This window comes from Tomitella biformata AHU 1821, assembly GCF_000524475.1.
Classification (GTDB): Bacteria; Actinomycetota; Actinomycetes; order Mycobacteriales; family Mycobacteriaceae; genus Tomitella; species Tomitella biformata.
Genome location: NZ_BAVQ01000003.1, coordinates 79,576 through 101,781 on the forward strand (window position 1 = coordinate 79,576; position 22,206 = coordinate 101,781).

Sequence of the window (22,206 nt, forward strand, 5' to 3'; positions counted from 1 at the left end):
GTGGGTCCTTCAGTCCTAGTTGGGGAGCAGCGGCTCGAAGCGCAGGCGCACGGCCTCCCCATGGGCGGGCAGATCCTCCGCGTTGGCGAGGGCGATGACCTGCCCGTGCACCTCGCGCAGCGCCTGCTCGGAGTAGTCGACCACATGGACCCCGCGCAGGAAGGTCTGCACGCTCAGCCCGGAGGAGAAGCGCGACGCCCCCGCGGTGGGCAGCACGTGGTTCGAGCCGGCGCAGTAGTCGCCCAGGCTCACCGGGGCCCATGCGCCGACGAAGATCGCGCCGGCCGAGGTCACCTGCGCGGCAACGTTGTTCGCGTCGGCCGTCTGGATCTCGAGGTGCTCGGCGCCGTAGGCGTTGACGACCTGTAGGCCCTGCGCGAGATCGTCGACCAGGACGATCCCCGACTGCTGCCCGGACAGCGCCTCCTGCACGCGCTCCTGGTGCTTGGTCACGGCGAGCTGCACGTTGACGGCCTCGTCTACGGCGTCCGCGAGGGCCGCGCTGTCGGTGACGAGGACACTGGCCGCCATGACGTCATGCTCGGCCTGGCTAATCATGTCCGCCGCCAGGTGCACGGGGTCGGCGGTATCGTCCGCGAGGATCGCGATCTCGGTGGGCCCGGCCTCGGCGTCGATGCCGACGAGGCCGCGGCACAGGCGCTTCGCGGCGGTGACGTAGATGTTGCCGGGGCCGGTGATCATGTCGACGGGCGTGAGTCCAACACCCCGGCCGTCGACATCCGTGGTGTCCGTGCCGCCATAGGTCAGCAGCGCGACGGCCTGCGCGCCGCCGACGGCCCACACCTCCTCGACGCCCAGCAATTCGGCGGCCGCGAGGATCGTCGGGTGGGGCAGGCCGCCGAAATCCGCCTGCGGGGGCGAGCACACCACGAGCGAGCCGACGCCGGCCGCCTGCGCGGGCACCACGTTCATCACCACGGACGAGGGGTAGACGGCGTTGCCGCCGGGGACATACAGCCCGACGCGGTCCACCGGAATCCAGCGCTCGGTGACGACGCCGCCGGGAACCACCTCGGTGACGGAGTCCGTGCGCCGCTGCGCCGCATGCACGATGCGGGTGCGCTCGATCGCCGTCTCGAGGGCCTCGCGAACCTTGGGGTCCAGCTCGGCGAGAGCCTTCGTCAGCTCCGCGCGTGGCACGCGGATGCTGGCAGGCCGGACGCCGTCGAACTTCTCGCTCAGCTCGAGCGCCGCCTCGACCCCGCGGGTGCGAATCGCGTCGACCACCGGCTGGACCTGATGGGTGACCGCGTCCACATCGACTCCGCCACGCGGCAAGGCTCCGCGCAGCTGGGCGCGGCTCGGCGCGGCGCCTCGCAGGTCAATGCGGGCAAGCTGGACGCGGGCAGACATGGGAGTCCTCTCGGCTGAAACTGTCTCTGAGCTGGGGCGTGCCCAAAAACGGCGGCCCCAACCTCGATTATCCAGCATATGCCCAGGTTGACCACAATCGTGATCGGCCCCCTCCCCCACATTCCGCCTGCGGCCGGGGCTAGACGCCCGGAGGATAGCGCCCGTCCAGCACCTCGCGTAGACCCATCCCAGCTCGCAAATTGTGATGCTTGACACCACCTTCGTACTCCTACAGAGTGCAGATTGTTCGTTCACTTTCAAGCGGGGCCATGCGGGGGCACAGATGAATATCAGTATTTCGAACCGAGCGCGTCGGATCTTCGCCGTCGCGGCGGCGGCCACGATCGCGGTGCCCATCGCCGGCCTGGCCGGGGCCGCGCCCGCGGCTGCGCCCGGCCCGGTCCACGAGTCGACGGCCATCGCCGACCATGCCGCCGGGCGGGCGGACTGCGGCACCGGCTCGCTACCGGAGACCGGATTGCAGGGCGATGTCTCCGCCGCAGACCGCGACAGCGGACGCAGCACCGAGGGCTACCGGTGCAACACCACCCTCGCTGGCGCGTTCCCCGGCCTCGGCGCCGGCATCGTCTCCGCCAGCTTTGCGAACTGCGCCTACCTGGGCACACTGTTCCCCGGCAACCTCCTGGGCCCGACGCCCGGCGTGCAGGTCCTCGACGTGTCCGACCCCGCGAACCCGGTCCACACCACGACCCTCGCCGAGCCCGCCATGGTGGCCGGCACCTGGGAGAGCCTGAAAGTGAACGAGGAGCGGAAGCTGCTCGTCGGCACCGGAGTCCCGCTGCTCACCGGCTTCGGTCTGCTATCGGTCTACGACATCTCCGATTGCGCGCACCCGCGACTGCTCAACTCCGGGACAGGCACCGATCTGCAGATGCTCCTGCCCATCACCGCCCACGAGGGCGGCTTCTCCCCCGACGGCAACACCTACTGGGCCTCTGGAACGGCCCCCGGCATCGTCAGCGCCGTGGACCTCGCGGATCCGGCGAATCCGCGCGTGCTCTGGCAAGGGTTGATCGGGTTGTCCAGCCACGGGTTCGGCATGAGCCCCGACGGCAACCGGATGTACCTGTCCAACACTCTCGGCGGGATCACGGTCCTCGACACCAGCGCCGTCCAGAGCCGCCAGCCCAATCCGCAGGTGCCGCAGCTCGCTCAGCTCTCCTGGATCGACGGCGCGGCCACCCAGCACAGCGTCCCCGTCACGTATGACGGCCATCCCTACCTGTTCACGGTCGACGAGGGCGGGTCCGGCGGCGTGAAGCTGATCGATATCGCGGATGAGACCGCACCGCGCATCGTCAACTCGATCAAGCTCGAGGTCAACCTGCCGGAGAACCTGGACGCCGGGCTCGCCTCGTCCATGGGCGGTTCCGTCTTCGCCTACGAGTCCCACTACTGCACCGCCGACCGGCCCCGGGATCCGACCGCGCTGGCCTGCGGATGGATCTCCTCAGGAATCCGCGTCTTCGATGTCCGGGACCCGTTCAATGTCCGCGAGATCGCTTATTACAACCCGCCGGCGATGACCGGCCAGAACCTCGGCCGCATGAACTCCCCGCACGCCTGGGCCTCCGCGATCGGCGTGCCGCTGCTCAGCGCGCCCGCTATCGCCAGCGCCATCGCCAACGGACAGTTCGACAGCGAGGAGGCGATCTCCGCGCGCAGCGGCATGGTGGTCGGCGGCGACCTGTCCACCGACTGGTGCTTCTCGCCGCCGGCGTGGAAGGGCTCCCAGCTGTGGGTCACCTGCTCTGACAACGGTTTCATGGCCATCGAGCTCGACCCGAGCGTGTACACCCCGCCGGCCGATCAGCAGTCCACGGTCGGCTCGTGACGCGGTTGGCCGGCCTCAACTCCCCCTGGGCTCGCACCGCTGCCGTCGTCGCCGCAGTGCTGGTGCTGCTGGTCGTCGGCGCGGCGCTTCGGCCGGTCATCTTCGGAGACACCGCCTCCGGGGCGAGAGTCCACCCCATGTCGGATAACGCCACCGGGCGCGCGGCCACAGGACTCGGCCCGACCGAGATCGCCTTCGCCCAGGACATGGCCGTCCACCACCAACAGGCCCTGACCATGGTGCAACTGCTCGATCCCCAGGCCTCCCCCGAGGTGGCGGGACTCGCCCGGCAGATCGGCGACAGCCAGCGGATCGAGATCGGCATGCTGCTCGGCTGGCTCCGGCTCAGCGGCGCCACCGTCACCAATCCGGCGCCGATGGCGTGGATGCGCGACGGCGGCCACGGCGGGGATGGCGGGGATGGCCATGGCGATCCCGCGGCGCCTGGCCTGATGCCCGGCATGGCGAACTCCGCGGAGCTCGACGCGCTGGCCGCCGCCCGCGGACCCGATTCCGAGGTCCTCTTCCTCCAATTGATGCACCGCCACCATGTGGCCGGGGTGCAGATGGCGCAGGCCGCGGACCAGCGCCTCGAGGCCGGAACCGTGAAGCAGGCGGCCCGGGAGATGATCCAAGAGCAGAGCCGGGAGACCGGGGTGCTGACACTGCTGCTCGACCAACGCGGTGTACCGCCGCTGCCCCTGAATCCGTCGTAGCGCTACGCTGACTCCCATGTCCGAGTATTCGACCGCCCAGCCGCAGCAGCGGTGTTGTCGTGGCGGCGTCGGGCAGTTCGGCCGTGACTGTTGTCGCCGCCACTGTTGTCGCTGATCTACGCGACCATTCCCCGCTCCATCTCCAGGGGCAGCGCTCTCATCAATTCAGCCCGTGTCCAAGGGCTGGCTCCGCGTTCGCCCGCTCCCGGCCGGGACGACGTCGTCCTCGGCTCCCTATCTCAGCCCCACCCTCTGCTGGCATCCCGGCCAGGGCCAACTCCGCAATCCGCAAAGGACCCATCATGACCGCCACTCTCACCGGCCTCGCCGCCGTCACCGCTGCCAACCGCGCGGGCGTCGCTAAGGACCCCCAGAACGCCCAGGTCGTCTTCCGCGCCGAGGCCACCGCGCACGACGCCGTCGCGAGCACCATCACGGCCGGCCAGTACAGCCTCGAGGTGGACGAGCCGCCGGCGCTGGGCGGCGAGAACAAGGCCCCGAACCCCGTCGAGTACTACCTGGCCTCGCTGCTGTCCTGCCATGTGGTCACCTACCGCGTGTGGGCCGCCGAGCTCGGCATCGCGCTCGACGATGTGACCGCGAAGGCCGAGGGCGACCTCGACGTGCGCGGCTTCTTCGGCTTCGACGAGTCCGTGCGCCCGGGCTTCCAGGAGGTGCGCGTCGTGGTGACGCTGACCGGCCCGGAGCCCCGCGAGCGCTATGAGGAGCTGCACGCCAAGGTCGAGAACCACTGCCCCGTGCTGGATCTCACGCGCAACCCGACGCCGGTCAAGACTGTGCTCGCCTGACCGCGCCGACCCGATCGCTCGCCGGCTACGCGCGTCCACGCAGATTCTCCGGCCTCGGAACCTGCGTGGACGCTCGTAGCTTGGCCGACGCGTCCTGTCGAGTCCACTAACCGCTCTCTATCCACCGATCGCTCTTGAGCACGATGCCGCGTCGATTCCGCCGGATCATCGCGTCGGTAGCCCTCGGCTCTGCCGAGAGAGCCGGTCTCTGCCTCCGGACCTCCGTGTACCAGAGGAGATGATCAGAAATTTTCTCGCGTTCGATCGCCGCTCGCACCACCTCGGAGTGAGTACCACCCGGAGTCATCCTTCCTGCCTCGGCGAGCGCGGTAGCCCGATCCATCGACTGTGGGTGGCAGAAGACGACGGGCATCTTGTTCGAGCACTGGTCCCAACATGCGCCACCGATGTGGATATCTCCGGCGAAGAGCATCGGGCCGGACCCCATGACGGGCTTGAGCCAGCGGGGCTCGAACTCCACTAGGGGCCGCCCCTGCTCCAACAGCTGCATCGGAGTGGGGCCGTACTCCGTCCATCGCATTCGCTGCCGCCGAAACAGCGTCGTGGACTTGCGTGGAACTCGGGTGTAGGTGCCCAACCGGTATTGGTAACGCTGCCAGGGGTACAGCGCGAGGATCCGCTTGCAGCAGGCGATCTCCTCCGCCGTCCCCGCGAATCGGAGACCTTTCATCCGCGCTCCTCGGCATGCTCGTCTAGTAGGGGTAGTCGGCTATCCACGGTCGCCCTATTCTCTCCCCGTTGATCAACTCTCGATCGAGTTGACGGTCTTCGCGGTCGACAACCACCCCATGCCGCGCGCTGAAACCAGCCCGACGCGCCACCACGGCATCCGTGAATTGCGCACCCGCTACGCGCGTATCCCTGGCCGCTTTCACGGCCTTCCGAAATGGGCCCCATGGCGTGTGGGTGAACACGGTGCGACGATCACCCACTATCCGATACGCCCCAAATAGCGCCGGATCACCGGCAAATTCCACGGTTCCCGCGAACTTGCTCATGCGGTGCAATCCCAGCGGGCTGCGGTTACGCGCCACCATCTCCCCCAACGCCTGTCCCGTCTTCAGGTCGATCAGCTGAAAGGAGTTAAAGGTCTGTTTCCACCCGTCGCCACTTGAGAAGAACGTCGTCCAAAGGCTCCCGGACCATCGCCAGCGGCCGAACTTGTAGCCGTACGTGGTCCAGGAGTAGCCGTCGACGATCGATGCGACGGCCCGCCGGTCAGCCGGCAGCCTGAACATGGCCCGAAACAGCATCCTCACCAGCACAGCGCATCACTCCGCGCCGCCACAAAACGGAGTGATCGGGCCACTCCCATCACCACGCCCCGGAATCTCGCCCCATGCTCCACCGCGGAGGAGGACAACTCCACCACTGCGAACGTCGCGCCATCAGCCGAAGGGACCACCCCGCGGAGCTGGCAATAGGAGCCGCCGTCGGCCAGGTTGACGTAGTAGGCGATCGGCCGCCCGTCGACCACCTCAGTGGTCACCCCATCCGACACCTGGCCGGAGTCATTGGGAATCCGCCGGAGGAATTCGTCCAGGGCTAGATGGGGATTCCGCGCTGGACCGAATTCCTGGACATTCACGGTGAGCCAGGAGCTCACCTGCTCATCAGCATCCGACAGCCAATGCCGTCCGATGCCGCAGTATCTGACTCCCCCGCCCCGCATCTCCTGAAGCGAGGCCCGAAGCGCACCCACCACGGCATCCAGATTTTTCACGGCCTCCGCTGGTGTGAGGGGCGAGAGGACCTCTACAGCGCGATCCAGCTGCGCCTCGATATCAATGAGCGGAAGCGCATGGTAGCCCGGCGGCACCACGACCTCGAGGTCAACGGCGGCATTCACCTTTCGTACTCCCCTGCCGCAACGTGCGTAGAGACGAGTGCTGCCGCCCTGTCGCTCAAGTACATCGCATCCTCTGGTGTGACGACATCCGCCGCGTGCCTGCCGATCGCGCCCATGTTCTGCAACGGCGTCTTCAGCACCTGGGACGCGTCGGCCACCCGCTCAGAAATCACTCCGGGCGTGTTCACCACTCGGCTGACCTCGCTCAGACGAGCCGCCGTCCCCATCGATTCCCCAGCTGCGGCGGCCCCCGCGGCCACCTCATCGGCCATCCTGAGCCCCTTGGCCAGTCCGACTCCCGGCAACACGCCAAGCGCGTCGACCCCCAATGTCTTCGCTGCCTGCAACCCTCCGGTCAAGTCCCCCTGCATCAGCTTGCCCAGGCTCGCCTGCACCTCCGGATCTGACAAGTCCATCGCAAGAACCCCGGCGCCGGTCACCACCGAGATCCCCAAAGCGAGGACGTCGATCGGCGGCGGTGTGATCAAGGCCAGCACCCCGCTGGCCGCGGAGACGGTGGACAGCACCTGGTAGATCTCGTCCTTGTTCTCCGCGTACCAGTCCTTGATGGCGTCGACGGCGTCACCCAGCCGGTCGAGGATGCCCTGGTCCGGCTCGCTTGGGGCGTAGCGCGACGCGATCCCCGTCAGCTCCTCCGCCACCCTCGCGGCCTTCGCCTCGCAGACCACTTGCAGCTCACGTGCTTGGCGGAGCACCGACTCCAGCGTGGCCGAGCACTCGTCCACCGCCGTCTGCACCTGCCGGACCGCACCCTTCGCGGCGTCGAGCCGCCGCTGCGCCGCCTGCAACTCCTCGCCGGGATCGAACAGCATTCCGGCGAGCGCGAGGTCCGGATTCGCCTGCGCCCTGGTCAGCTCGGCCTCAGCTCTGGCGAGCGCCTCGCGCGCCACCCCGGCCTCCGCGTCCAACCGGCGGGCGTCCTCGGTCATCGCGACGAGAGCCTCGTGCCAGCCCCGGAACAGGGTCAGCGCCTCGTCGAGCGAGTTGCTGGCCATGCGCAGGTCCGTGCTGAGGGTCTGGTCCAGATGCGCACGGAAGGCGTCGCCGGCCTCCCCGCGCCACGCCTCATCGTGTGCGTCGCCGAGCCTGCCGAGCAGCGCGTTCGCCTCGCCCACCACCGTGGCCGCCGACGCGATCGACGCGCTGGTCGCCTCGACATCCGCGGGCAACCCCTCGACGGGATTGAAGCCGAGGTTCGGATACGGGTTCGGCGCCATCACCGACCACCCTCGCCAAGGCCGGTATCCGCGGCAGTGTCAGCGGGCACGTACTCCCCCAGCGCATTGAGCCCGTCCCGGAGCTCGTCCTCGATCTCGCGGTAGACCCGCACACAGCCCTCGAGGCCCTGAGCCGTGAGCGCGGCGCTCTCCGCTATCCGGCCGGTGCCGAACTGCCACGCCTTCTGGAACTCGTCGGCCGCCTTGCCGAGCACGGCCGGCCCAAGCTGCCGGCCCGCATCGCCAGTGAGCGCGCGCTGCGACTGTCTCAGCACGTCCTCGGAGGCGCGCAACTGCGTGACCGCGCCCTCGAGAACCGCCAGGTCAGCCTGAAAAAACCCACCCATGTCCCCCCACAATCTCTTGATCTCCCCCCGGCCGGTCCGCGTCCCACCGCAGATCCAGCCCCTCGCAAGCCACTATGAAATCACATATCGAGGCCCAGATCTAGGACTTCCACCGAATGTGTCAACGCGCCCACGGCCAGGTAGTCGACGCCGGTGCCCGCGTAGTCGGCGGCGTCGGCCAGGGACAGCCCGCCGGAGGACTCCAGTCGCGTGCCGGGCGAGACCTTATCGCGCCGCTGCACCGCGATCTGTGTCTGCCACACCGGGAAGTTGTCCAGTAGCACCAGCTCAGCCCGCTCGGCCAGGACCGCGTCGAGCTGCTCGAGGCTATCCACCTCGACCTCGCACTCCACCCCCGGGTACTGATCGCGCACGGCCTGCAGAGCGGCGACGACGGAGCCCGCGGCCACCACGTGGTTGTCCTTGATCAGCGCCTGATCGCCCAGGCCCATCCGATGGTTCACGCCGCCGCCGGCCCGCACCGCGTACTTCTGCAGCCCACGCAGCCCGGGCAGGGTCTTGCGGCTGTCCCGGATCTCGCACTTGGTGCCATCGACCGCGTCGACCCACTCCGCGGTGGCGGTGGCGATGCCGGAGAGGTGGCACACGAGGTTGAGCATCGTGCGCTCCGCGGTGAGCATGCCCCGGGTGGGGGCCTGCAGGCGCAAGACGACGTCGCCCGGCGCGACGACGGTCCCGTCCGCGGCCCGTTCGAGCACCTCGTAGTTCCCGGCGCCGATGACCTCGTCAAGCACCAGCAGCCCCACGTCCAGGCCTGCGACGACACCGTGTTCGCGGCTGACCATCGCCGCCTCGCCCCGCGCGTCGGCGGGGACCGTGGCCGCGGAGGTGATGTCTGCGCCGTAGCGCAGGTCCTCGTCCAGTGCCAAGCGAATCAGCGTAAGGGTCTCGGCGCGGTCGATCGACGGGTCCAGTGCCATCAGCGGGCTCCTACGGGTTCTAGTTCGGGGGTTCGCAGTCGCCCGTCCGGGCCCAGGCTCAGCTCGATGCTGTCTGCCCAGCGCGGGTCCGAGTCGGGGTGGTCAAGGCGGGTGTGGCAGCCGCGGCTCTCGGTCCGCAGAGCGGCGGCAATCAACACCGCGGACGCGGCCAGCGTGAGCGCCGCGTCCTCGTAGGCGGCCCCGGCGGATGGTGTGACCGACGCGCTCTCGCTCCCGAGAGCCGCTGCGGCGCTGGCTAATCCGGCACCGTCGCGCACCACGGACGCGTGTGCCGTCATGAGGGCTTGCAGCAGCGTGCGAGGCACAGTCTGCGCCTGCCGCAGCTCAACCTCGGTGGCCTCGACGTTCAGCCGCGCCCGCTCGACGGCGACCTGGCCGGCTCGGTCGCCCACGACCAGTCCCTCGAGGAGGCTGTTCGACGCGAGCCTGTTCGCGCCGTGCAGCCCGGTGCGCGCCACCTCGCCCGCGGCCAGCAGGCCCGGCACGATCGTGCGCCCGTGCACGTCGGTCACGACGCCACCGCACGCGTAGTGCGCCGCGGGCGCGACCGGGATCAGGTCGGCCGACGGGTCGAGGCCGACCGCCGCGCAGGACGCGGTGATCGTCGGGAACCGCGCCGAGAAGCCGGGCAGCGCACGGGCGTCGAGATAGACGTGGTCCGCACCGGACTCGCGCAGCCGGGAGGCGATGGCCCGAGAGACGACGTCCCGCGGCGCGAGGTCCCCCATCGGGTGCACACCTGCGGTGACGGACCTGCCGTCGGCGTCGACGAGGATAGCGCCCTCGCCCCGCACGGCCTCGCTGATCAGCGGCCGGCGGCCGAGGCCGCCCGCGGCGAACAGCACCGTCGGATGGAACTGGACGAACTCCATGTCCGCGACGGTCGCGCCGGCGTCGAGGGCCAACGCGATGCCGTCGGCCGTCGCACCCTCGGGATTGGTGCTGCAGGTGTAGAGCTGGCCGAGCCCGCCCGTCGCGATCAGCACCGACGGCGCATGCACCACACCGAGGCCCTCCGCGGTGCGCGCGAGCACGCCGGTCACCCCCGACGCGTCGGTCAGCACCCGCAGCACTGCGGCGTCGAAGATCACCGGGACGCCGGCCGAGCCGAGCGCGCGCTGGACCTCCGCGCCCGTCGCGTCGCCGCCGGCGTGGATGATGCGGCGCTCGGAGTGGCCGCCCTCGCGGGTGCTGTCCAGGGCGCCGTCGGGGCCGCGGTCGAACTCGGCGCCGAGTTCGGTGAGCATGAACAGCGCGCGCTCGCCGTCGGCGACGATCGAGCGCACCGCGGGCTCCTCGCACAGGCCCACGCCAGCCGCACAGGTGTCGGCGATGTGGGAGTTCACGGAGTCATGCCCGAGTCCAGCCCGCACTACGGCGATACCGCCCTGCGCATACTGCGTGGCCGTGTCCGCCGGGCCGCCCTTGCTCAAGGTCAGGACGGCGAGCCCGGCCTTGGCGGCGACGCGCGCCGCCGTTAGTCCGGCCACCCCACCACCGACGACCACGAGGTCCGCGTGTGACTCCCAGTCGATGTGCGGTGTGGGTCCGCTCACTCGCCGCCGCCGGATGTCCCGAACTGGATCATCCGCTCGACGGAGCCGCGAGCAGCCTCGATGATCTCCGGGCGCACGTCGACCTCGTCGGTGCCCTCCACCAGCGCGCGCAGCAGCGCCGCGGGGGTGATCATCTTCATGTAGGGGCACGACGCGCGACTGTTCACGGGCTGGAAGTCGACGTCCGGCGCGGCCTTGCGCAGCTGGTAGAGCATGCCGATCTCGGTGGCGACCAGGACCTTCTTGGCGTCCGTCTTGGTGGCCTGCTCGAGCATGCCGCCAGTGGAGAGGATCTGCACGCGGTCGGCCGGCACGATGCCCTCGCCGGCCAGATAGAGCGCGGAGGTGGCGCAGCCGCACTCGGGGTGCACGAACAGCTCGGCGTCGGGGTTCGCGTCGACCTGCTCGGTGAGGTCCTGGCCGTTGATGCCAGCGTGCACGTGGCACTCGCCCGCCCAGATCTGCATGTTGGTGCGGCCGGTGACGCGCTTGACGTGGGCGCCGAGGAACTGGTCCGGCAGGAACAGCACCTCGCGGTCCGGGTCGATGGAGTTGACGACGTCGACGGCGTTGGACGAGGTGCAGCAGATGTCGGTGAGCGCCTTCACCTCGGCGGTGGTGTTGACGTAGGAGACGACGGCCGCGTCGGGGAACTCGGCCTTCCACGCGCGCAGGTCGTCGGCGGTGATCGAGTCGGCGAGAGAGCAGCCGGCGCGCGCGTCGGGGATGAGCACCGTCTTCTCGGGGCTGAGGATCTTCGCGGACTCCGCCATGAAGTGGACGCCGCAGAAGATGATCGTCTGCTCGCCGGCCTCAGCGGCCGCGCGGGCCAGCGCGAGGGAGTCGCCGACATGGTCCGCGATGTCCTGGATGGCCGGCAGCTGGTAATTGTGGGCCAGGATCACCGCGTTGCGGGCCTTCGCCAGTCTCTTGACCTCGGCCGCCCACTCCGGGGTCGCCTCGACACCCTGCCAGCCGCCAGGGCCGTCGAAGATGTTGGTGGCCAACTCTGATGCGAACTCGGACGTCGTCGTCGTGGTCGCCATGGCAGTTCTCCTCACCGAAGATGCCCGGGGGGCATCGGATGTGCGCCCGCGGTCGGTGAACCGGCGGACACGTTGGCTGTGGGTGGCGGCCCGGTGTCGATTGGACCAGCCAGGGTTTCCGACTTAGGATCGAAAACGTGCCCCATGATAACACCACCCTCCACGAGGTACTCGTGGCGGTATTCCAAATCCGTGACGGACAACTATCCGTATTGCTATGGCAGCGGGCGATGGATCCCCAGCACGGGACCTGGTCCCTGCCTGGCGGACTGCTGGGCCCGGACGAGGATCTGCCCACGTCGGCGACCCGCCAGCTGGCGGAGAAGGTCGATGTGCGCGAGCTCGCCCACCTGGAGCAGCTCTCGGTGTTCAGCGATCCGCACCGCATCCCGGGGCCGCGCACCATCGCGTCGACCTTTCTCGGGCTGGTCCCCTCCCCCTCGGACCCGCAGTTGCCGCAGGACACCGCCTGGCACGCGGTCGCGGAGTTGCCGGAGATGAGCTTCGACCACGGCGTGGTGGTGCGGCACGCGCGCAAGCGGCTGGCCGCGAAGCTGTCCTACACCAACATCGCGTTCGCGCTGGCCCCCGCGGAGTTCACGATGTCCACGCTGCGGGAGATCTGCGGAGAGGCGCTTGGACACCCCGTCGACGCGACGAACCTGCAGCGGATCCTGCTCCGGCGCAAGGTCATCCAGGCCACCGGCGACACCGCGCCCTCGGGCCGCTCCGGCGGCCGGCCCGCCGCGCTGTTCCGGTTCACCGAATTCCGGCTGCGCGTCACCGACGAGTTCGCGGTGCTGCGCCCCCCGACCTAGACCCTGGCCTAGGTGCGGGATCCCGCACCGGCTGCCGCCGCTCCGCGACCTTGCCCGCTGGCACGCCCAGATCGCTCTCCGCGGTGAGTCCCGCGGCGAACAGATAAACGAGGCCGGCGGCGAGCGCCTGCCCCATCAGCGCCACCCACAGGGAGATCGTGGGCGGCCGAACTACCACCTGCCCGACCAGGTCGGCGAGGCCCCCGCCGCCGGGCCAATCCCACCGGGCGCTGGCGACCCAGCCGCCGACCAGTGCGGCCAGCCAGGCGCCGACCAGCCCACCGGCCATCACAGCCAGCCCCATCGCCGGGCCGCGGGCGGAGCGCCAGGCCCACGCCGCGGCACCGCACAGCACCCCCGCGAGGGCGCTGACGAGCACGAATATCGCGATGGCGACGAACACGTTGTTGCTGTCCAGATCCATCGACAGCAGGCGCGAGCCCTCGTCCACATACAGTCGCTGGCCGGGCGCGATCAGCGCCCACACCACCCCGCCGAGGACTCCGACGAGGATCGAGGCCCCCACAACGGCAACGACGGCCCGCGCATGATCGCGCCTGGTCACCGCTGCGATGGGAAGTGCGCGGTCTTGCGGCCGACCGTGGTGAGCAGCGAGATAACCAGGGCGCCCAGGAACGCGTTGACGAGCCCAGTGATCAGCGCGCCCTGCCAACTCCCGCTGTTGAGGAAGGGCAGCACCACCGCGGCGAACACGCACAGCCCGACGATCCACTGGAAGAACGTCATCGGTGACGGCGTCAGAGTGAGAAACACCCACAGCAGACCGCCCGCGACCAGCGCGCCGACGCCGCCGATCAGCGCCGTCATCCACACGTCCTGTGGCGCGCCGCCCCAGATTGTGCCGAACTGGTTGTCCGTGTTGTTGGTGTAGAGCGCCTTGATGATGGCGGCGACGACGAAGCCGCCGACCGCCGCCACCAACGCCGTCGCCAGGACGCCGGCGATGAACTGCTGGTTGTTGACCACCACGGTGTTCTGCGGCGGCGCCTGCCGCGGGGCCTGCGGGCGCGGAGCCTGCTGACCCGGCGCCTGGGGCTGTTGCCACTGGTCCTGACTGTAGGCCTGGGTGTGCCGATCCCCGTCATCGGGATACCTGTTGCTCATGGCCGCCAGCCTAACGCAGGTTGACGGGCCGATTCGGGATCTGCGGATCAGTTGGGCGAATCGGAATCCCTTAGCGGCGTTCGAGATCCACCGCGTCCACGACCCCGTGGCGGGAGCAGCGGGCCCACCAGCTGTTGGGCTCGACCTGCACCACCATGCGCCGCCCGCACACTCCGCAGTAGCGGGGCGGCTCGAGGCCCAGTTGCGCCGCGGTCGGCATCGCGGAGCCGTCCGCGTCGGCGAGCGGGAGGCCGGTGTAGAGGTTGAACTCCAGCAGCTCCTCGTCCAGGGGGCCGCCTGCGTCAGAGAGTCGCATTGAGCGCCTTGATCGGCATCTGCAGCTCCACGAGCAGGTCGAGGTCGGTCTCGACGGGCCGGCCCAGCGTCGTCAGGTAGTTGCCCACGATGACAGCGTTGATGCCACCGAGGATGCCCTTCTTCGCGCCAAGGTCGCCGAGCGTGATCTCGCTGCCGCCGGCGAAGCGGAGCATCGTGCGCGGCAGCGCCAGGCGGAAGGCCGCGACGGCGCGCAGCGCCTCGGTGGCCGGCAGCACCTCAAGATCGCCGAACGGCGTGCCCGGCCGCGGGTTGAGGAAGTTCAGCGGCACCTCGTGCGGGTTCAGCTCCGCGAGATTCGCGGCGAACTCCGCCCGCTGCTCGAGGCTCTCCCCCATGCCGAGGATGCCGCCGGAGCAGACCTCCATACCGGCGGCCCGCACCATCTCGAGAGTGGAGCGCCGCTCCTCCCAGGTGTGGGTGGTGACGACGTTCGGGAAGTGCGAGCGCGCGGTCTCGAGGTTGTGGTTGTAGCGGTGCACGCCCATCGCGGCGAGCTGGTCGACCTGCTCCTGGGTGAGCATGCCGAGCGAGCAGGCGATCTGGATGTCGACCTCGCTTCGGATGGCCTCGATGCCAGCGGCGACCTGGGCGAGCAACCGCGCGTCGGGCCCGCGGACGGCAGCGACGATGCAGAACTCCGTGGCACCGCTCTTGGCCGTCTGCTTCGCGGCCTCGACGAGGTTCGGAATGTCGAGCCACGCGGAGCGTACTGGCGACGTGAACAGTCCGGATTGCGAGCAGAAGTGGCAGTCCTCCGGGCAGCCCCCCGTCTTGAGGCTGATGATGCCCTCGACCTCCACGTCGGGGCCGTTCCACTTCATCCGCACCTCGTGGGCCAGCGCCAGGAGCTCGTCTAGCCGGTCGTCGCCGAGCTGCAGCACCTGCAGGGTCTGGGCCTGGTCCAGCGCGACGCCGCCGTCGAGCACCTGCTCGCGTGCGAGGTCGAGAATATCGGTCACTGTGGTCTCCTGAATGGCTGGCTGAGGACACTCTTGAACGTCGTTCAAGTTGAACAGTGTTCAGGCTAGAGAGGTGGTGCGATACTGTCAAAGCCACCCCCCAGAGAAATCCGAAGGAGTCCAGCAATGCAGCTCCGCCGCGCAGATGTACTGGCTGGCGCCCTGAACATCCTCGGCGAGTACGGCCTGGCCGACCTCACGATGCGCCGCCTCGCCACCTCCCTCGGCGTGCAACCGGGAGCCCTGTACTGGCACTTCCCCAATAAGCAGACGCTGCTCGGCGCGATGGTGGACACGATCCTCGACGGCGTCGAGGCCCCCGCTGAGGCCCTGGCCTGGGACCTTGCCTTCGACGAGCTGGCGCATCGGCTGCGCGCCGCGCTGCTGACCCACCGCGACGGCGCAGAGCTGGTCAGCGCCGCCTTCGCGTCGCGGTTGACCACCAGCACAGTCCGCGAGTCCCTGGTGCGCACCGGCATCGGCGCCGGGCTGTCCGGCCCGCATGCGGAGCTCGCGGCCTACGCCCTGCTGTACTACGTGCTGGGGCACACCGTCGACGAGCAGTCCCGCGCGCAGATGGAGGAGGCGGGCGCCCTAACCCGCGCCCCCATCTCGCCTGACGCTGAGGCCGCACCCCCCACCGACACCGGCGCCGACGCGGACCTGCTCGACGGCGACCCCTCTGTGCGCTTCGACTTCGGCCTCGACCTGTTCATCGACGGCATCTGGGCCCGGCTGCAGGCCACGGCCACCCACGTCTGACCGCGGCTAGTTGCCGCAAGCCGATCGGGATACGTGCCGAATTCGCTCGCAGCCCGATAATTGTCCGATCTGGGCGATACACTTCTGCCGTCCACTTTTCGGGGCGTGCCGGCCCTTCGCGCCCTGGGCTGTCCCGCCTTCTCAAGGAGAAGGAACAATCCATGTCCGACATGATTAGCGCCCGCGGCCTGATCAAGCGCTATAAGAGCGTCACCGCGCTCGGCGGAATCGACCTAAGCGTCCCCGAGGGCACCGTCTTGGGCCTGCTCGGCCCGAACGGGGCTGGCAAGACCACTGCAGTCCGGATCATCTCCACCCTGCTGATCCCCGATGAGGGCACCGTCGAGATCGCCGGGGTAGATGTCCTTGCAGAGCCGGACAAGGCACGCTCCCGGCTCGGGCTCTCCGGGCAGAACGCCGCCGTCGACGAGTACTTGACCGGCTTCGAGAATCTGGACATGGTCGGCCGGCTGTACGGGTTCAACCGCGCCCGATCCCGTGCCCGCGCCACCGAGCTGCTCGAGATGTTCTCCCTGTCCGACGCGGGCAACCGCCCGTCGAAGACCTATTCCGGCGGCATGCGCCGCCGCCTCGACCTCGCCGCCGCACTCGTCGCCGCCCCGCCGGTGCTCATCCTCGACGAGCCGACGACGGGCCTGGACCCGCGCAGCCGCAACGAGATGTGGGCCGTCATCCGGGACCTCGTCCGCGACGGCTCCACCGTCCTACTCACCACGCAGTACCTGGAGGAGGCGGACCGCCTGGCCGACGACATCGTCGTGATCGACCAGGGCACGTCCATCGCCCACGGCACCGCCGACCAGCTCAAGGACCAGTTCGGCGCGGACCGCATCGAACTGGTGGTGGCGGACCCGGCCCACCTCGGCGCGGCCCGCCGCGTGCTGGAGACCGTCTCCGGGGGCACCGCGCAGGTCGACGAGGACTCTCGGGAATTGTCCGTGCCCGCCGTCGAGGGCGCGGCCTCGCTGATGGACGCGCTGCGCCAGCTCGACGCCGAGAAGATCGCGGTCTCCGATATCGGGCTGCGTCGGCCCACCCTCGACGATGTTTTCCTGACCCTGACCGGGCATGCCACGGAAAAGGCCGAAGATGCCGACAACGCCAACGGCCCTGCCGGCACGACGGAAGCGAAGGCCCCCCGATGATGACCCTGACCCGCACCTTCTCCGACAGCGCGGTGATCGCCAAACGCAATCTGATCAAGATCAAGCGCGTGCCCGAGGTGCTCGTGTTCATCATGATCTCCCCGATCATGTTCGTGCTGCTGTTCGCGTTCGTCTTCGGCGGCGCGATCGACCCCGGCGCCGGCGTCAACTACCGCGAGTTCCTCATCGGCGGCATCTTCGTCCAGACGGTCGTCTTCGGCGCGACCTTCACGGGGGCGGGCCTGGCCGAGGACATGCAGAAGGGCATCATCGACAGGTTCCGCTCACTGCCGATGTCGCGCTCCGCCGTGCTCATCGGGCGCACGGTCTCCGACATCGTCTACAACGTGCTCTCCATCATCATCATGGCGCTGACCGGCCTGCTCGTCGGCTGGCGCATCCGCAGCTCCGTGCTGGACGCCATCGCCGGGTTCGCCCTCCTACTGCTGTTCGCGTACGCGTTCAGCTGGATCATGGCGTGGGTGGGGCTGATCGTGCCCAGCGTCGACGTGATCAACAACGCGTCGTTCATCGTGATCATGCCGCTGACGTTTATCTCCAACGCGTTCGTGCCCGTGGAGTCCTTCCCCGCCGGGCTCAAGACATTCGTGGAGTGGAACCCGGTGTCCGCGGCCACGCAGGCCGTGCGTGAGCTGTTCGGCAACACCAACCCGGCGGCCGCCGTGCCCGACGTGTGGTCGCTGCAGAACCCCATCGCCTACACGCTGATCTGGGTGGTCATCATCCTGGCGATCTTCATGCCGCTGTCGATCCGCCAGTACAAGCGCACCAACCGCTAACTCACCAAACAGTCATGATTGCCAGCTATCAGATCCTCGCCGCGCCGGTCGATGTCGAGGTCACGATCCGCAAGTCGCGGTTCCTGACCCGGCTGCGGCGGGTCGAGGACGAGGCGGCGGCGCGAGCGGTGATTGAGCAGACGCGGCGGGAGCATCGCACCGCGAACCACAACTGCACGGCGTTCGCGCTGGGCCCGGGCGCCCAGATCGCCCGCTCGAGCGACGATGGCGAGCCGTCCGGGACCGCTGGGCTGCCGATGCTGGAGGTGCTCACTTCCCGCCCCGTCAGCGATGTTGTCGCCGTCGTCACGAGATATTTCGGCGGAGTCAAGCTCGGCACGGGCGGCTTGGTCCGGGCGTACTCCGACGCGGTGGCCGGAGCCCTCGACGAGGCTGGAACCCGCACCCGGCAGCTATCCGTGCGCGCGGCGGTGGCGATCGAGCCGATGTCCGCGGGCAAGCTCGAGAACGAGCTGCGCGCAGCCGGCGTCGTCGTCGCCGGCGTCGTCGTCGCCGGCGTCGCCTACGCCGCAGATTCAGCAACCGCCGACGCCACGATCGAGGTGGCGGTGCCGGTGGCGGCGTGGCCCCGCTTTCTCGACCAGATCGCGGGCCTGACCGCAGGCAGCGCCGAGGTCGTCGAGCTAGGGCAGGTGTGGGTCGACGGATAGGTGGTTCAGATTGCCTGGGAAGTTAGAGCCCAGTGATCCAGCCCGGTGCGGCCGCAGCGAACTCCGACCGGCTTAGCCCCCCCGCGCCCGCCGGCAGCCTGCCCAGCACTGGGGCGATCCGCGCCAGGTCGCCGAGATTGCACCGGGCCGCCAGCCCCGGGCGCTCGGGCCAGGTGCCGATGACGATCCCCGCGCAGCGCACCCCCGCGGCCTCGATGGCGGCGACCGTCAACTCCGTGTGGTTGAGCGTGCCCAGCCCGGCGGCTGCGACCACGAGCATCGGCGCATCCAGCTCCCGGGCCAGGTCAAGGAGCGTGAATCCGCCCTCGCCTAACCGCACCAGCACTCCCCCGGCGCCCTCCACCAGGGTCAGCTCGTGCGCGGCGTCGAGCGCGCGGATCGCCGCCGCCACCGGGCCGAGTTCGAGGAGCGGCAGCCCGGCCCGACCCGCCGCGGTGTCGGGGGCCAGCGGATCGGGATAGCGGGCCAGCTCGAGGGCCACGGCGGGTTCCGCAAGCCGCTCGATCACCGCCAGGTCCCCCGGCTCGCCGGGCAACAGCCCCGTCTGGGCGGGCTTGCACACGGCGACCGGGCCCGGTCGGCAGGCCAGCGCCGCGGTGGCGATCGTCTTGCCGACGTCGGTGGAGGTGCCAGTGATCAGCACGATGCTCACGCGGGCACCCCACCCACCACCACGTCGCCCAATACCCCGGTCAGCACCGTCTCGATATGTGCCAGCTCGGCCGCGCCGAGGTTCGCGCGGGCAGTCAGGCGCAGCCGCGAGGTGCCCGCGGGGACCGAGGGCGGCCGGAAGCAGCCGACGTGCACGCCCAACTCCCGGCAGCGGGTGGCCGCGTCGAAGGCCCGCTGCGGCTCGCCGAGGATCACAGACACGACGGCCGAGGACGGCTCCGGCACGCCGGCGATGGCGGCGAGGTCCGCGGCGCGCTCGAGGACCGCGTCGGCCCGCTGCGGCTCGCGGCGCAGGACGTCGAGGGCGGCTCGGGCGGCGCCCACCGCGGCGGGGGCTAGCCCGGTGTCGAAGATAAAGGTGCGCGCCGAGTCGATCAGGTGCGCGCGCACCCGCTCCGGCGCGAGCACCACGCCGCCCTGGCTGGCGAGGGCCTTGGACAGGGTCGCGGTGATCACCACATCCGGCTGGCCGGCGAGCCCGACCTCGTGGACCAGGCCGCGTCCGCCGAGTCCGCGCACCCCGATACCGTGCGCCTCGTCGACCACCAGCACCGCGCCGTGCTCGCGGCACACCTGGTGCAGCGCGCGCAGCGGCGCGAGGTCGCCGTCGGCGCTGAACACGGAATCCGTCACGACGATTGCCCGCCGCTCGGTCCGCCCGGCAAGCGCCTCGCCGATGAACTCGACATCTGCGTGGGGAGCGACCACCACCCGTGCCCGGGCGAGGCGGCAGGCGTCGACGAGCGAGGCGTGGCTGCCCGCGTCGGAGACGATCAGGGTGTCCGCGCCGGCGAGGGCCGTCACGACGCCGAGGTTGGCCGTGTAGCCGGAGGAGAACACCAGCCCGGACTCCGCGCCGGTGAATTCCCCAAGCTCGCGCTCGAGCAGCTCATGCTCTGCGGTGGTGCCCGTGACCAGCCTCGACCCGGTGGCGCCGGCACCCCATCGTCGCAGCGCCGCCACGGCGCCGTCGAGCACGTCGGGGTGCCGGACTAATCCGAGGTAGTCGTTGGACGCGAGGTCGATCAGCTGGTCGGCGGCTGCGCGCGGTCGCAACTCACGGTGCAGTCCGGCGGCACGGCGATCCGTCGCGAGGTCGTCTAGCCAGTCCAATGCGGTATTCACCCCTGGGACGATACCCCGACTTGAACGTCGTTCAAGTCGGGGTATGCGTCACGCCTGGCTGGCCGCGGCCGCCACCATCCCCGCCGTGATCGCCGCGATGTCCGCCGCCGTGCAGATGTACGGGGGCATCGCGTAGACCAATTGACGGAAGGGCCGCAGCCACACCCCGGCGCCGACGGCCGCGTCGGTGGCCGTGGCCATGTCCACGGGCCGGTCCAGCTCGATGACCCCGATGCCGCCGAGCACCCGCACGTCGACGACGTTCGCAAGCTCCCGCGCCGGCGCCAATCCCCGCTCCAGTCCGGCCGTCAGCGCGGCGATCTCCCCGCGCCAATCCCGGGCCAACAACAGCTCGAGCGACGCCACCCCCACCGCGCAGGCCAGAGGGTTCGCCATGAAGGTGGGTCCGTGCATCAATCCGCCCGCCTCCCCCGCGCTGATGGCCTCGGCGATCTCGCCGGTGCACAGCGTCGCGGCCAGGGTCAGGTAGCCGCCGGTCAGCGCCTTGCCCACGCACATGATGTCGGGGCTCAGCCCGGCGTGGTCGGCGGCGAACAGCTCGCCAGTGCGGCCGAAGCCGGTGGCGATCTCGTCGAAGATCAGCAGCACGCCGTGCTGATCGCACATCCGGCGCAGGGCCGTGAGATAGCGCGCGTCGTGGAAGCGCATGCCGCCCGCGCCCTGCACCAGCGGCTCCACGATGATGGCGGCGAGCTCATCGGCGTGCGCGGTCACCAGCGCCTCGAGCTCGGCCACATATGCCTCGTCGTACTCGCTGGGCGGAATCGGGGCGAACAGCTGCTTGGCCAGCACGTCGGTCCACAGCGCGTGCATGCCGCCGTCGGGGTCGCACACGCTCATCGGCGCGAACGTGTCCCCGTGGTAGCCGCCGCGCCAGGTCAGCAGGCGGCTCTTGCCGGGCCGGCCCGCCGAGCGCCAGTACTGCAGCGCCGTCTTGATCGCGACCTCCACCGCCACCGAGCCGGAGTCCGCGAAGAACACCTTGTCCAGCCCGGCCGGCGCGATCTCGACAAGTAGTTGGGCCAGCCGGGCCGCCGGCTCGTGGGTGAGCCCGCCGAACATCACGTGGCTCATCTTGGCGAGCTGCGCGGTGGCCGCCGCGTCGAGGACGGGGTGGCCGTAGCCGTGGATGGCGGCCCACCAGGACCCCATGCCGTCGACCAGCTCGCGCCCGTCTGCCAGCCGCAGCCGCGTGCCGGACGCGCTCTCGACCACCAGTGGCGCCGTCGTCGCGGGGAACGCGCCGTAGGGGTGCCAGATGTGCTCGGCATCGATCTCGGAGATTTCTGCTGCCGTCATTTTCACACGGCCGACCCTAGCGCCACTGGACATCTTCTCGGCAGAGCCCATCCCTCGGCTGGCTCTCAGTGAGTGAGACCATCCACGGCACTCGCGGCGGGAAGGTGGCGAACTGGTCCAGATACCCCTGCCCCTCGAAGGAGCCCCCATGTCAGACACCGCCGCCCTCGTGCGCGAACTCGCCGACCGCGTGACGCTGCTGGAGGACAAGCTCGCCATCCTCGAGCTCATGACGTCCTACGGCCCCGCCATCGACAGCGGCAGCGCCGACGCCGTCGCGAAGGTGTGGACCGAGGACGGGGTCTACGACGTCGACGTCGCCGTGTTCAGCGGGCACGCGGAGATCATCAAGATGGTGCACTCCGACGCCCACCAGGGCTACATCCGCGGCGGCTGTGGGCACATCCTCGAGCCCGGCTACGTGAAGATCGACGGCGACACCGCCGTGGCCACCTGCAAATCCCAGCTGATCCTCAAGAACCCCGAGGCCGACGGTTACACCGTTCTGCGCGTGACCGCGAACCGCTGGGAGATGCGCAAGATCAATGGCGAGTGGAAGTGCGAGCGCCGCATCAGCCGCGTGCTCGACGGCCGCCCTGAGGCCGTCGCCCTGCTCGCCGCAGGCTCCTAAACCCCTCCCTTCGACACTGTTGAG

The 22,206-nt window shown here is 69.7% G+C and carries 25 protein-coding genes; 9 read left to right on the forward strand and 16 right to left on the reverse strand.

The window, feature by feature from the left end; all coding sequences use genetic code 11:
- Positions 1–15 precede the first annotated feature (15 nt).
- On the reverse strand, positions 16–1,374 hold the full coding sequence (gene hisD / locus TBIF_RS01340) for a histidinol dehydrogenase (protein ID WP_024793085.1): 1,359 nt from the start codon (positions 1,372–1,374) through the stop codon (positions 16–18).
- Between the two features lie 283 nt (positions 1,375–1,657).
- Here hisD and TBIF_RS01345 point away from each other — a divergent pair, with 283 nt between their 5' ends.
- From TBIF_RS01345 to TBIF_RS01355, 3 genes are all read left to right on the forward strand, one after another.
- Entirely contained in the window at positions 1,658–3,229 is a 1,572-nt protein-coding gene (locus TBIF_RS01345; protein ID WP_024793086.1) for an LVIVD repeat-containing protein, read from the forward strand.
- Entirely contained in the window at positions 3,226–3,945 is a 720-nt protein-coding gene (locus tag TBIF_RS01350; RefSeq protein ID WP_024793087.1) for a DUF305 domain-containing protein, read from the forward strand. Before TBIF_RS01345 ends, TBIF_RS01350 begins: the two co-directional genes overlap by 4 nt.
- A 302-nt stretch (positions 3,946–4,247) precedes the next feature.
- Positions 4,248–4,754, forward strand: coding sequence for an OsmC family protein (locus tag TBIF_RS01355; protein WP_038169362.1), 507 nt, complete (start codon positions 4,248–4,250; stop codon positions 4,752–4,754).
- 106 nt (positions 4,755–4,860) lie between these two features.
- On the opposite strand, the gene TBIF_RS01360 is transcribed toward TBIF_RS01355, so the two are convergent.
- The 8 genes from TBIF_RS01360 to nadA all read right to left on the reverse strand — a co-directional run bounded on the left by TBIF_RS01360 (position 4,861) and on the right by nadA (position 11,773).
- Positions 4,861–5,445: a hypothetical protein gene (locus TBIF_RS01360; protein ID WP_024793089.1), complete on the reverse strand. Its 585-nt coding sequence runs from the start codon at positions 5,443–5,445 to the stop codon at positions 4,861–4,863.
- 22 nt (positions 5,446–5,467) lie between these two features.
- Positions 5,468–6,034 (reverse strand): hypothetical protein, encoded by a 567-nt coding sequence (locus tag TBIF_RS01365; protein ID WP_158506301.1) that lies wholly within the window; start codon positions 6,032–6,034, stop codon positions 5,468–5,470.
- A complete protein-coding gene (locus TBIF_RS01370) occupies positions 6,031–6,624 on the reverse strand; it encodes a hypothetical protein (protein WP_024793091.1) in 594 nt (197 codons plus the stop codon). The genes TBIF_RS01365 and TBIF_RS01370 overlap by 4 nt, the downstream gene beginning before the upstream one ends.
- The gene (locus TBIF_RS22605) at positions 6,621–7,862 is read right to left on the reverse strand and encodes a hypothetical protein (RefSeq protein WP_148302117.1); all 1,242 of its coding nucleotides are present in this window, start codon (positions 7,860–7,862) and stop codon (positions 6,621–6,623) included. Before TBIF_RS22605 ends, TBIF_RS01370 begins: the two co-directional genes overlap by 4 nt.
- On the reverse strand, positions 7,862–8,209 hold the full coding sequence (locus tag TBIF_RS01380) for a hypothetical protein (protein ID WP_148302118.1): 348 nt from the start codon (positions 8,207–8,209) through the stop codon (positions 7,862–7,864). The genes TBIF_RS22605 and TBIF_RS01380 overlap by 1 nt, the downstream gene beginning before the upstream one ends.
- A gap of 80 nt (positions 8,210–8,289) precedes the next feature.
- Positions 8,290–9,150, reverse strand: coding sequence for a carboxylating nicotinate-nucleotide diphosphorylase (nadC, locus tag TBIF_RS01385; RefSeq protein WP_024793094.1), 861 nt, complete (start codon positions 9,148–9,150; stop codon positions 8,290–8,292).
- Positions 9,150–10,727, reverse strand: coding sequence for an L-aspartate oxidase (locus TBIF_RS01390; protein WP_024793095.1), 1,578 nt, complete (start codon positions 10,725–10,727; stop codon positions 9,150–9,152). Before TBIF_RS01390 ends, nadC begins: the two co-directional genes overlap by 1 nt.
- Positions 10,724–11,773 (reverse strand): quinolinate synthase NadA, encoded by a 1,050-nt coding sequence (gene nadA, locus TBIF_RS01395; protein WP_024793096.1) that lies wholly within the window; start codon positions 11,771–11,773, stop codon positions 10,724–10,726. The genes TBIF_RS01390 and nadA overlap by 4 nt, the downstream gene beginning before the upstream one ends.
- A gap of 137 nt (positions 11,774–11,910) precedes the next feature.
- Here nadA and TBIF_RS01400 point away from each other — a divergent pair, with 137 nt between their 5' ends.
- Positions 11,911–12,591, forward strand: coding sequence for an NUDIX hydrolase (locus TBIF_RS01400; RefSeq protein WP_024793097.1), 681 nt, complete (start codon positions 11,911–11,913; stop codon positions 12,589–12,591).
- Here the strand turns inward: TBIF_RS01400 and TBIF_RS25575 are convergent.
- The 4 genes from TBIF_RS25575 to bioB all read right to left on the reverse strand — a co-directional run bounded on the left by TBIF_RS25575 (position 12,554) and on the right by bioB (position 15,014).
- Complete coding sequence (locus TBIF_RS25575; RefSeq protein WP_158506302.1) at positions 12,554–13,156, reverse strand: DUF2567 domain-containing protein; 603 nt, start codon at positions 13,154–13,156, stop codon at positions 12,554–12,556. The genes TBIF_RS01400 and TBIF_RS25575 overlap by 38 nt on opposite strands.
- Complete coding sequence (locus TBIF_RS25580) at positions 13,153–13,716, reverse strand: hypothetical protein (protein ID WP_024793099.1); 564 nt, start codon at positions 13,714–13,716, stop codon at positions 13,153–13,155. Before TBIF_RS25580 ends, TBIF_RS25575 begins: the two co-directional genes overlap by 4 nt.
- A 70-nt stretch (positions 13,717–13,786) precedes the next feature.
- Positions 13,787–14,032 carry a biotin synthase auxiliary protein BsaP gene (gene bsaP, locus TBIF_RS01415; RefSeq protein ID WP_024793100.1) on the reverse strand — a complete coding sequence of 82 codons (246 nt, stop codon included), beginning with the start codon at positions 14,030–14,032 and terminating at the stop codon, positions 13,787–13,789.
- Positions 14,019–15,014, reverse strand: a complete 996-nt coding sequence (bioB, locus tag TBIF_RS01420) for a biotin synthase BioB (RefSeq protein ID WP_024793101.1) — start codon at positions 15,012–15,014, stop codon at positions 14,019–14,021. The genes bsaP and bioB overlap by 14 nt, the downstream gene beginning before the upstream one ends.
- Before the next feature lie 126 nt (positions 15,015–15,140).
- Here bioB and TBIF_RS01425 point away from each other — a divergent pair, with 126 nt between their 5' ends.
- The 4 genes from TBIF_RS01425 to TBIF_RS01440 all read left to right on the forward strand — a co-directional run bounded on the left by TBIF_RS01425 (position 15,141) and on the right by TBIF_RS01440 (position 18,413).
- The gene (locus tag TBIF_RS01425) at positions 15,141–15,776 is read left to right on the forward strand and encodes a TetR/AcrR family transcriptional regulator C-terminal domain-containing protein (protein ID WP_024793102.1); all 636 of its coding nucleotides are present in this window, start codon (positions 15,141–15,143) and stop codon (positions 15,774–15,776) included.
- A 161-nt stretch (positions 15,777–15,937) separates the two neighbouring features.
- Complete coding sequence (locus TBIF_RS01430; protein ID WP_024793103.1) at positions 15,938–16,942, forward strand: ATP-binding cassette domain-containing protein; 1,005 nt, start codon at positions 15,938–15,940, stop codon at positions 16,940–16,942.
- The gene (locus TBIF_RS01435) at positions 16,939–17,742 is read left to right on the forward strand and encodes an ABC transporter permease (RefSeq protein ID WP_024793104.1); all 804 of its coding nucleotides are present in this window, start codon (positions 16,939–16,941) and stop codon (positions 17,740–17,742) included. The genes TBIF_RS01430 and TBIF_RS01435 overlap by 4 nt, the downstream gene beginning before the upstream one ends.
- 14 nt (positions 17,743–17,756) lie before the next feature.
- Positions 17,757–18,413: an IMPACT family protein gene (locus TBIF_RS01440; RefSeq protein WP_024793105.1), complete on the forward strand. Its 657-nt coding sequence runs from the start codon at positions 17,757–17,759 to the stop codon at positions 18,411–18,413.
- 22 nt (positions 18,414–18,435) lie between these two features.
- On the opposite strand, the gene bioD is transcribed toward TBIF_RS01440, so the two are convergent.
- From bioD to TBIF_RS01455, 3 genes are read right to left on the reverse strand one after another with little or no spacing between them, the layout of a single operon-like run.
- Entirely contained in the window at positions 18,436–19,086 is a 651-nt protein-coding gene (bioD, locus tag TBIF_RS01445) for a dethiobiotin synthase (protein WP_024793106.1), read from the reverse strand.
- Entirely contained in the window at positions 19,083–20,243 is a 1,161-nt protein-coding gene (locus TBIF_RS01450) for an 8-amino-7-oxononanoate synthase (protein WP_024793107.1), read from the reverse strand. Before TBIF_RS01450 ends, bioD begins: the two co-directional genes overlap by 4 nt.
- A 36-nt stretch (positions 20,244–20,279) precedes the next feature.
- Positions 20,280–21,551: an adenosylmethionine--8-amino-7-oxononanoate transaminase gene (locus TBIF_RS01455; RefSeq protein WP_038169365.1), complete on the reverse strand. Its 1,272-nt coding sequence runs from the start codon at positions 21,549–21,551 to the stop codon at positions 20,280–20,282.
- A 148-nt stretch (positions 21,552–21,699) separates the two neighbouring features.
- On the opposite strand from TBIF_RS01455, the gene TBIF_RS01460 reads away from it, so the two are divergent.
- Positions 21,700–22,182, forward strand: a complete 483-nt coding sequence (locus tag TBIF_RS01460; protein WP_024793109.1) for a nuclear transport factor 2 family protein — start codon at positions 21,700–21,702, stop codon at positions 22,180–22,182.
- Positions 22,183–22,206: the final 24 nt, after the last annotated feature.

Bases quoted from the DNA above. Each gene is read 5' to 3' on its own strand.
- TBIF_RS01380 (WP_148302118.1), bottom strand. From the start codon at position 8,209: ATGGGTGGGTTTTTTCAGGCTGACCTGGCGGTTCTCGAGGGCGCGGTC.
- TBIF_RS01360 (WP_024793089.1), bottom strand. From the start codon at position 5,445: ATGAAAGGTCTCCGATTCGCGGGGACGGCGGAGGAGATCGCCTGCTGC.
- nadA (WP_024793096.1), bottom strand. From the start codon at position 11,773: ATGGCGACCACGACGACGACGTCCGAGTTCGCATCAGAGTTGGCCACC.
- bsaP (WP_024793100.1), bottom strand. From the start codon at position 14,032: ATGCGACTCTCTGACGCAGGCGGCCCCCTGGACGAGGAGCTGCTGGAG.
- nadC (WP_024793094.1), bottom strand. From the start codon at position 9,150: ATGGCACTGGACCCGTCGATCGACCGCGCCGAGACCCTTACGCTGATT.
- TBIF_RS01345 (WP_024793086.1), top strand. From the start codon at position 1,658: ATGAATATCAGTATTTCGAACCGAGCGCGTCGGATCTTCGCCGTCGCG.
- TBIF_RS01455 (WP_038169365.1), bottom strand. From the start codon at position 21,551: ATGACGGCAGCAGAAATCTCCGAGATCGATGCCGAGCACATCTGGCAC.
- TBIF_RS01430 (WP_024793103.1), top strand. From the start codon at position 15,938: ATGTCCGACATGATTAGCGCCCGCGGCCTGATCAAGCGCTATAAGAGC.
- TBIF_RS01440 (WP_024793105.1), top strand. From the start codon at position 17,757: ATGATTGCCAGCTATCAGATCCTCGCCGCGCCGGTCGATGTCGAGGTC.
- TBIF_RS01435 (WP_024793104.1), top strand. From the start codon at position 16,939: ATGATGACCCTGACCCGCACCTTCTCCGACAGCGCGGTGATCGCCAAA.
- TBIF_RS25580 (WP_024793099.1), bottom strand. From the start codon at position 13,716: ATGAGCAACAGGTATCCCGATGACGGGGATCGGCACACCCAGGCCTAC.
- hisD (WP_024793085.1), bottom strand. From the start codon at position 1,374: ATGTCTGCCCGCGTCCAGCTTGCCCGCATTGACCTGCGAGGCGCCGCG.
- TBIF_RS01355 (WP_038169362.1), top strand. From the start codon at position 4,248: ATGACCGCCACTCTCACCGGCCTCGCCGCCGTCACCGCTGCCAACCGC.
- TBIF_RS01425 (WP_024793102.1), top strand. From the start codon at position 15,141: ATGCAGCTCCGCCGCGCAGATGTACTGGCTGGCGCCCTGAACATCCTC.
- TBIF_RS01460 (WP_024793109.1), top strand. From the start codon at position 21,700: ATGTCAGACACCGCCGCCCTCGTGCGCGAACTCGCCGACCGCGTGACG.
- TBIF_RS22605 (WP_148302117.1), bottom strand. From the start codon at position 7,862: ATGGCGCCGAACCCGTATCCGAACCTCGGCTTCAATCCCGTCGAGGGG.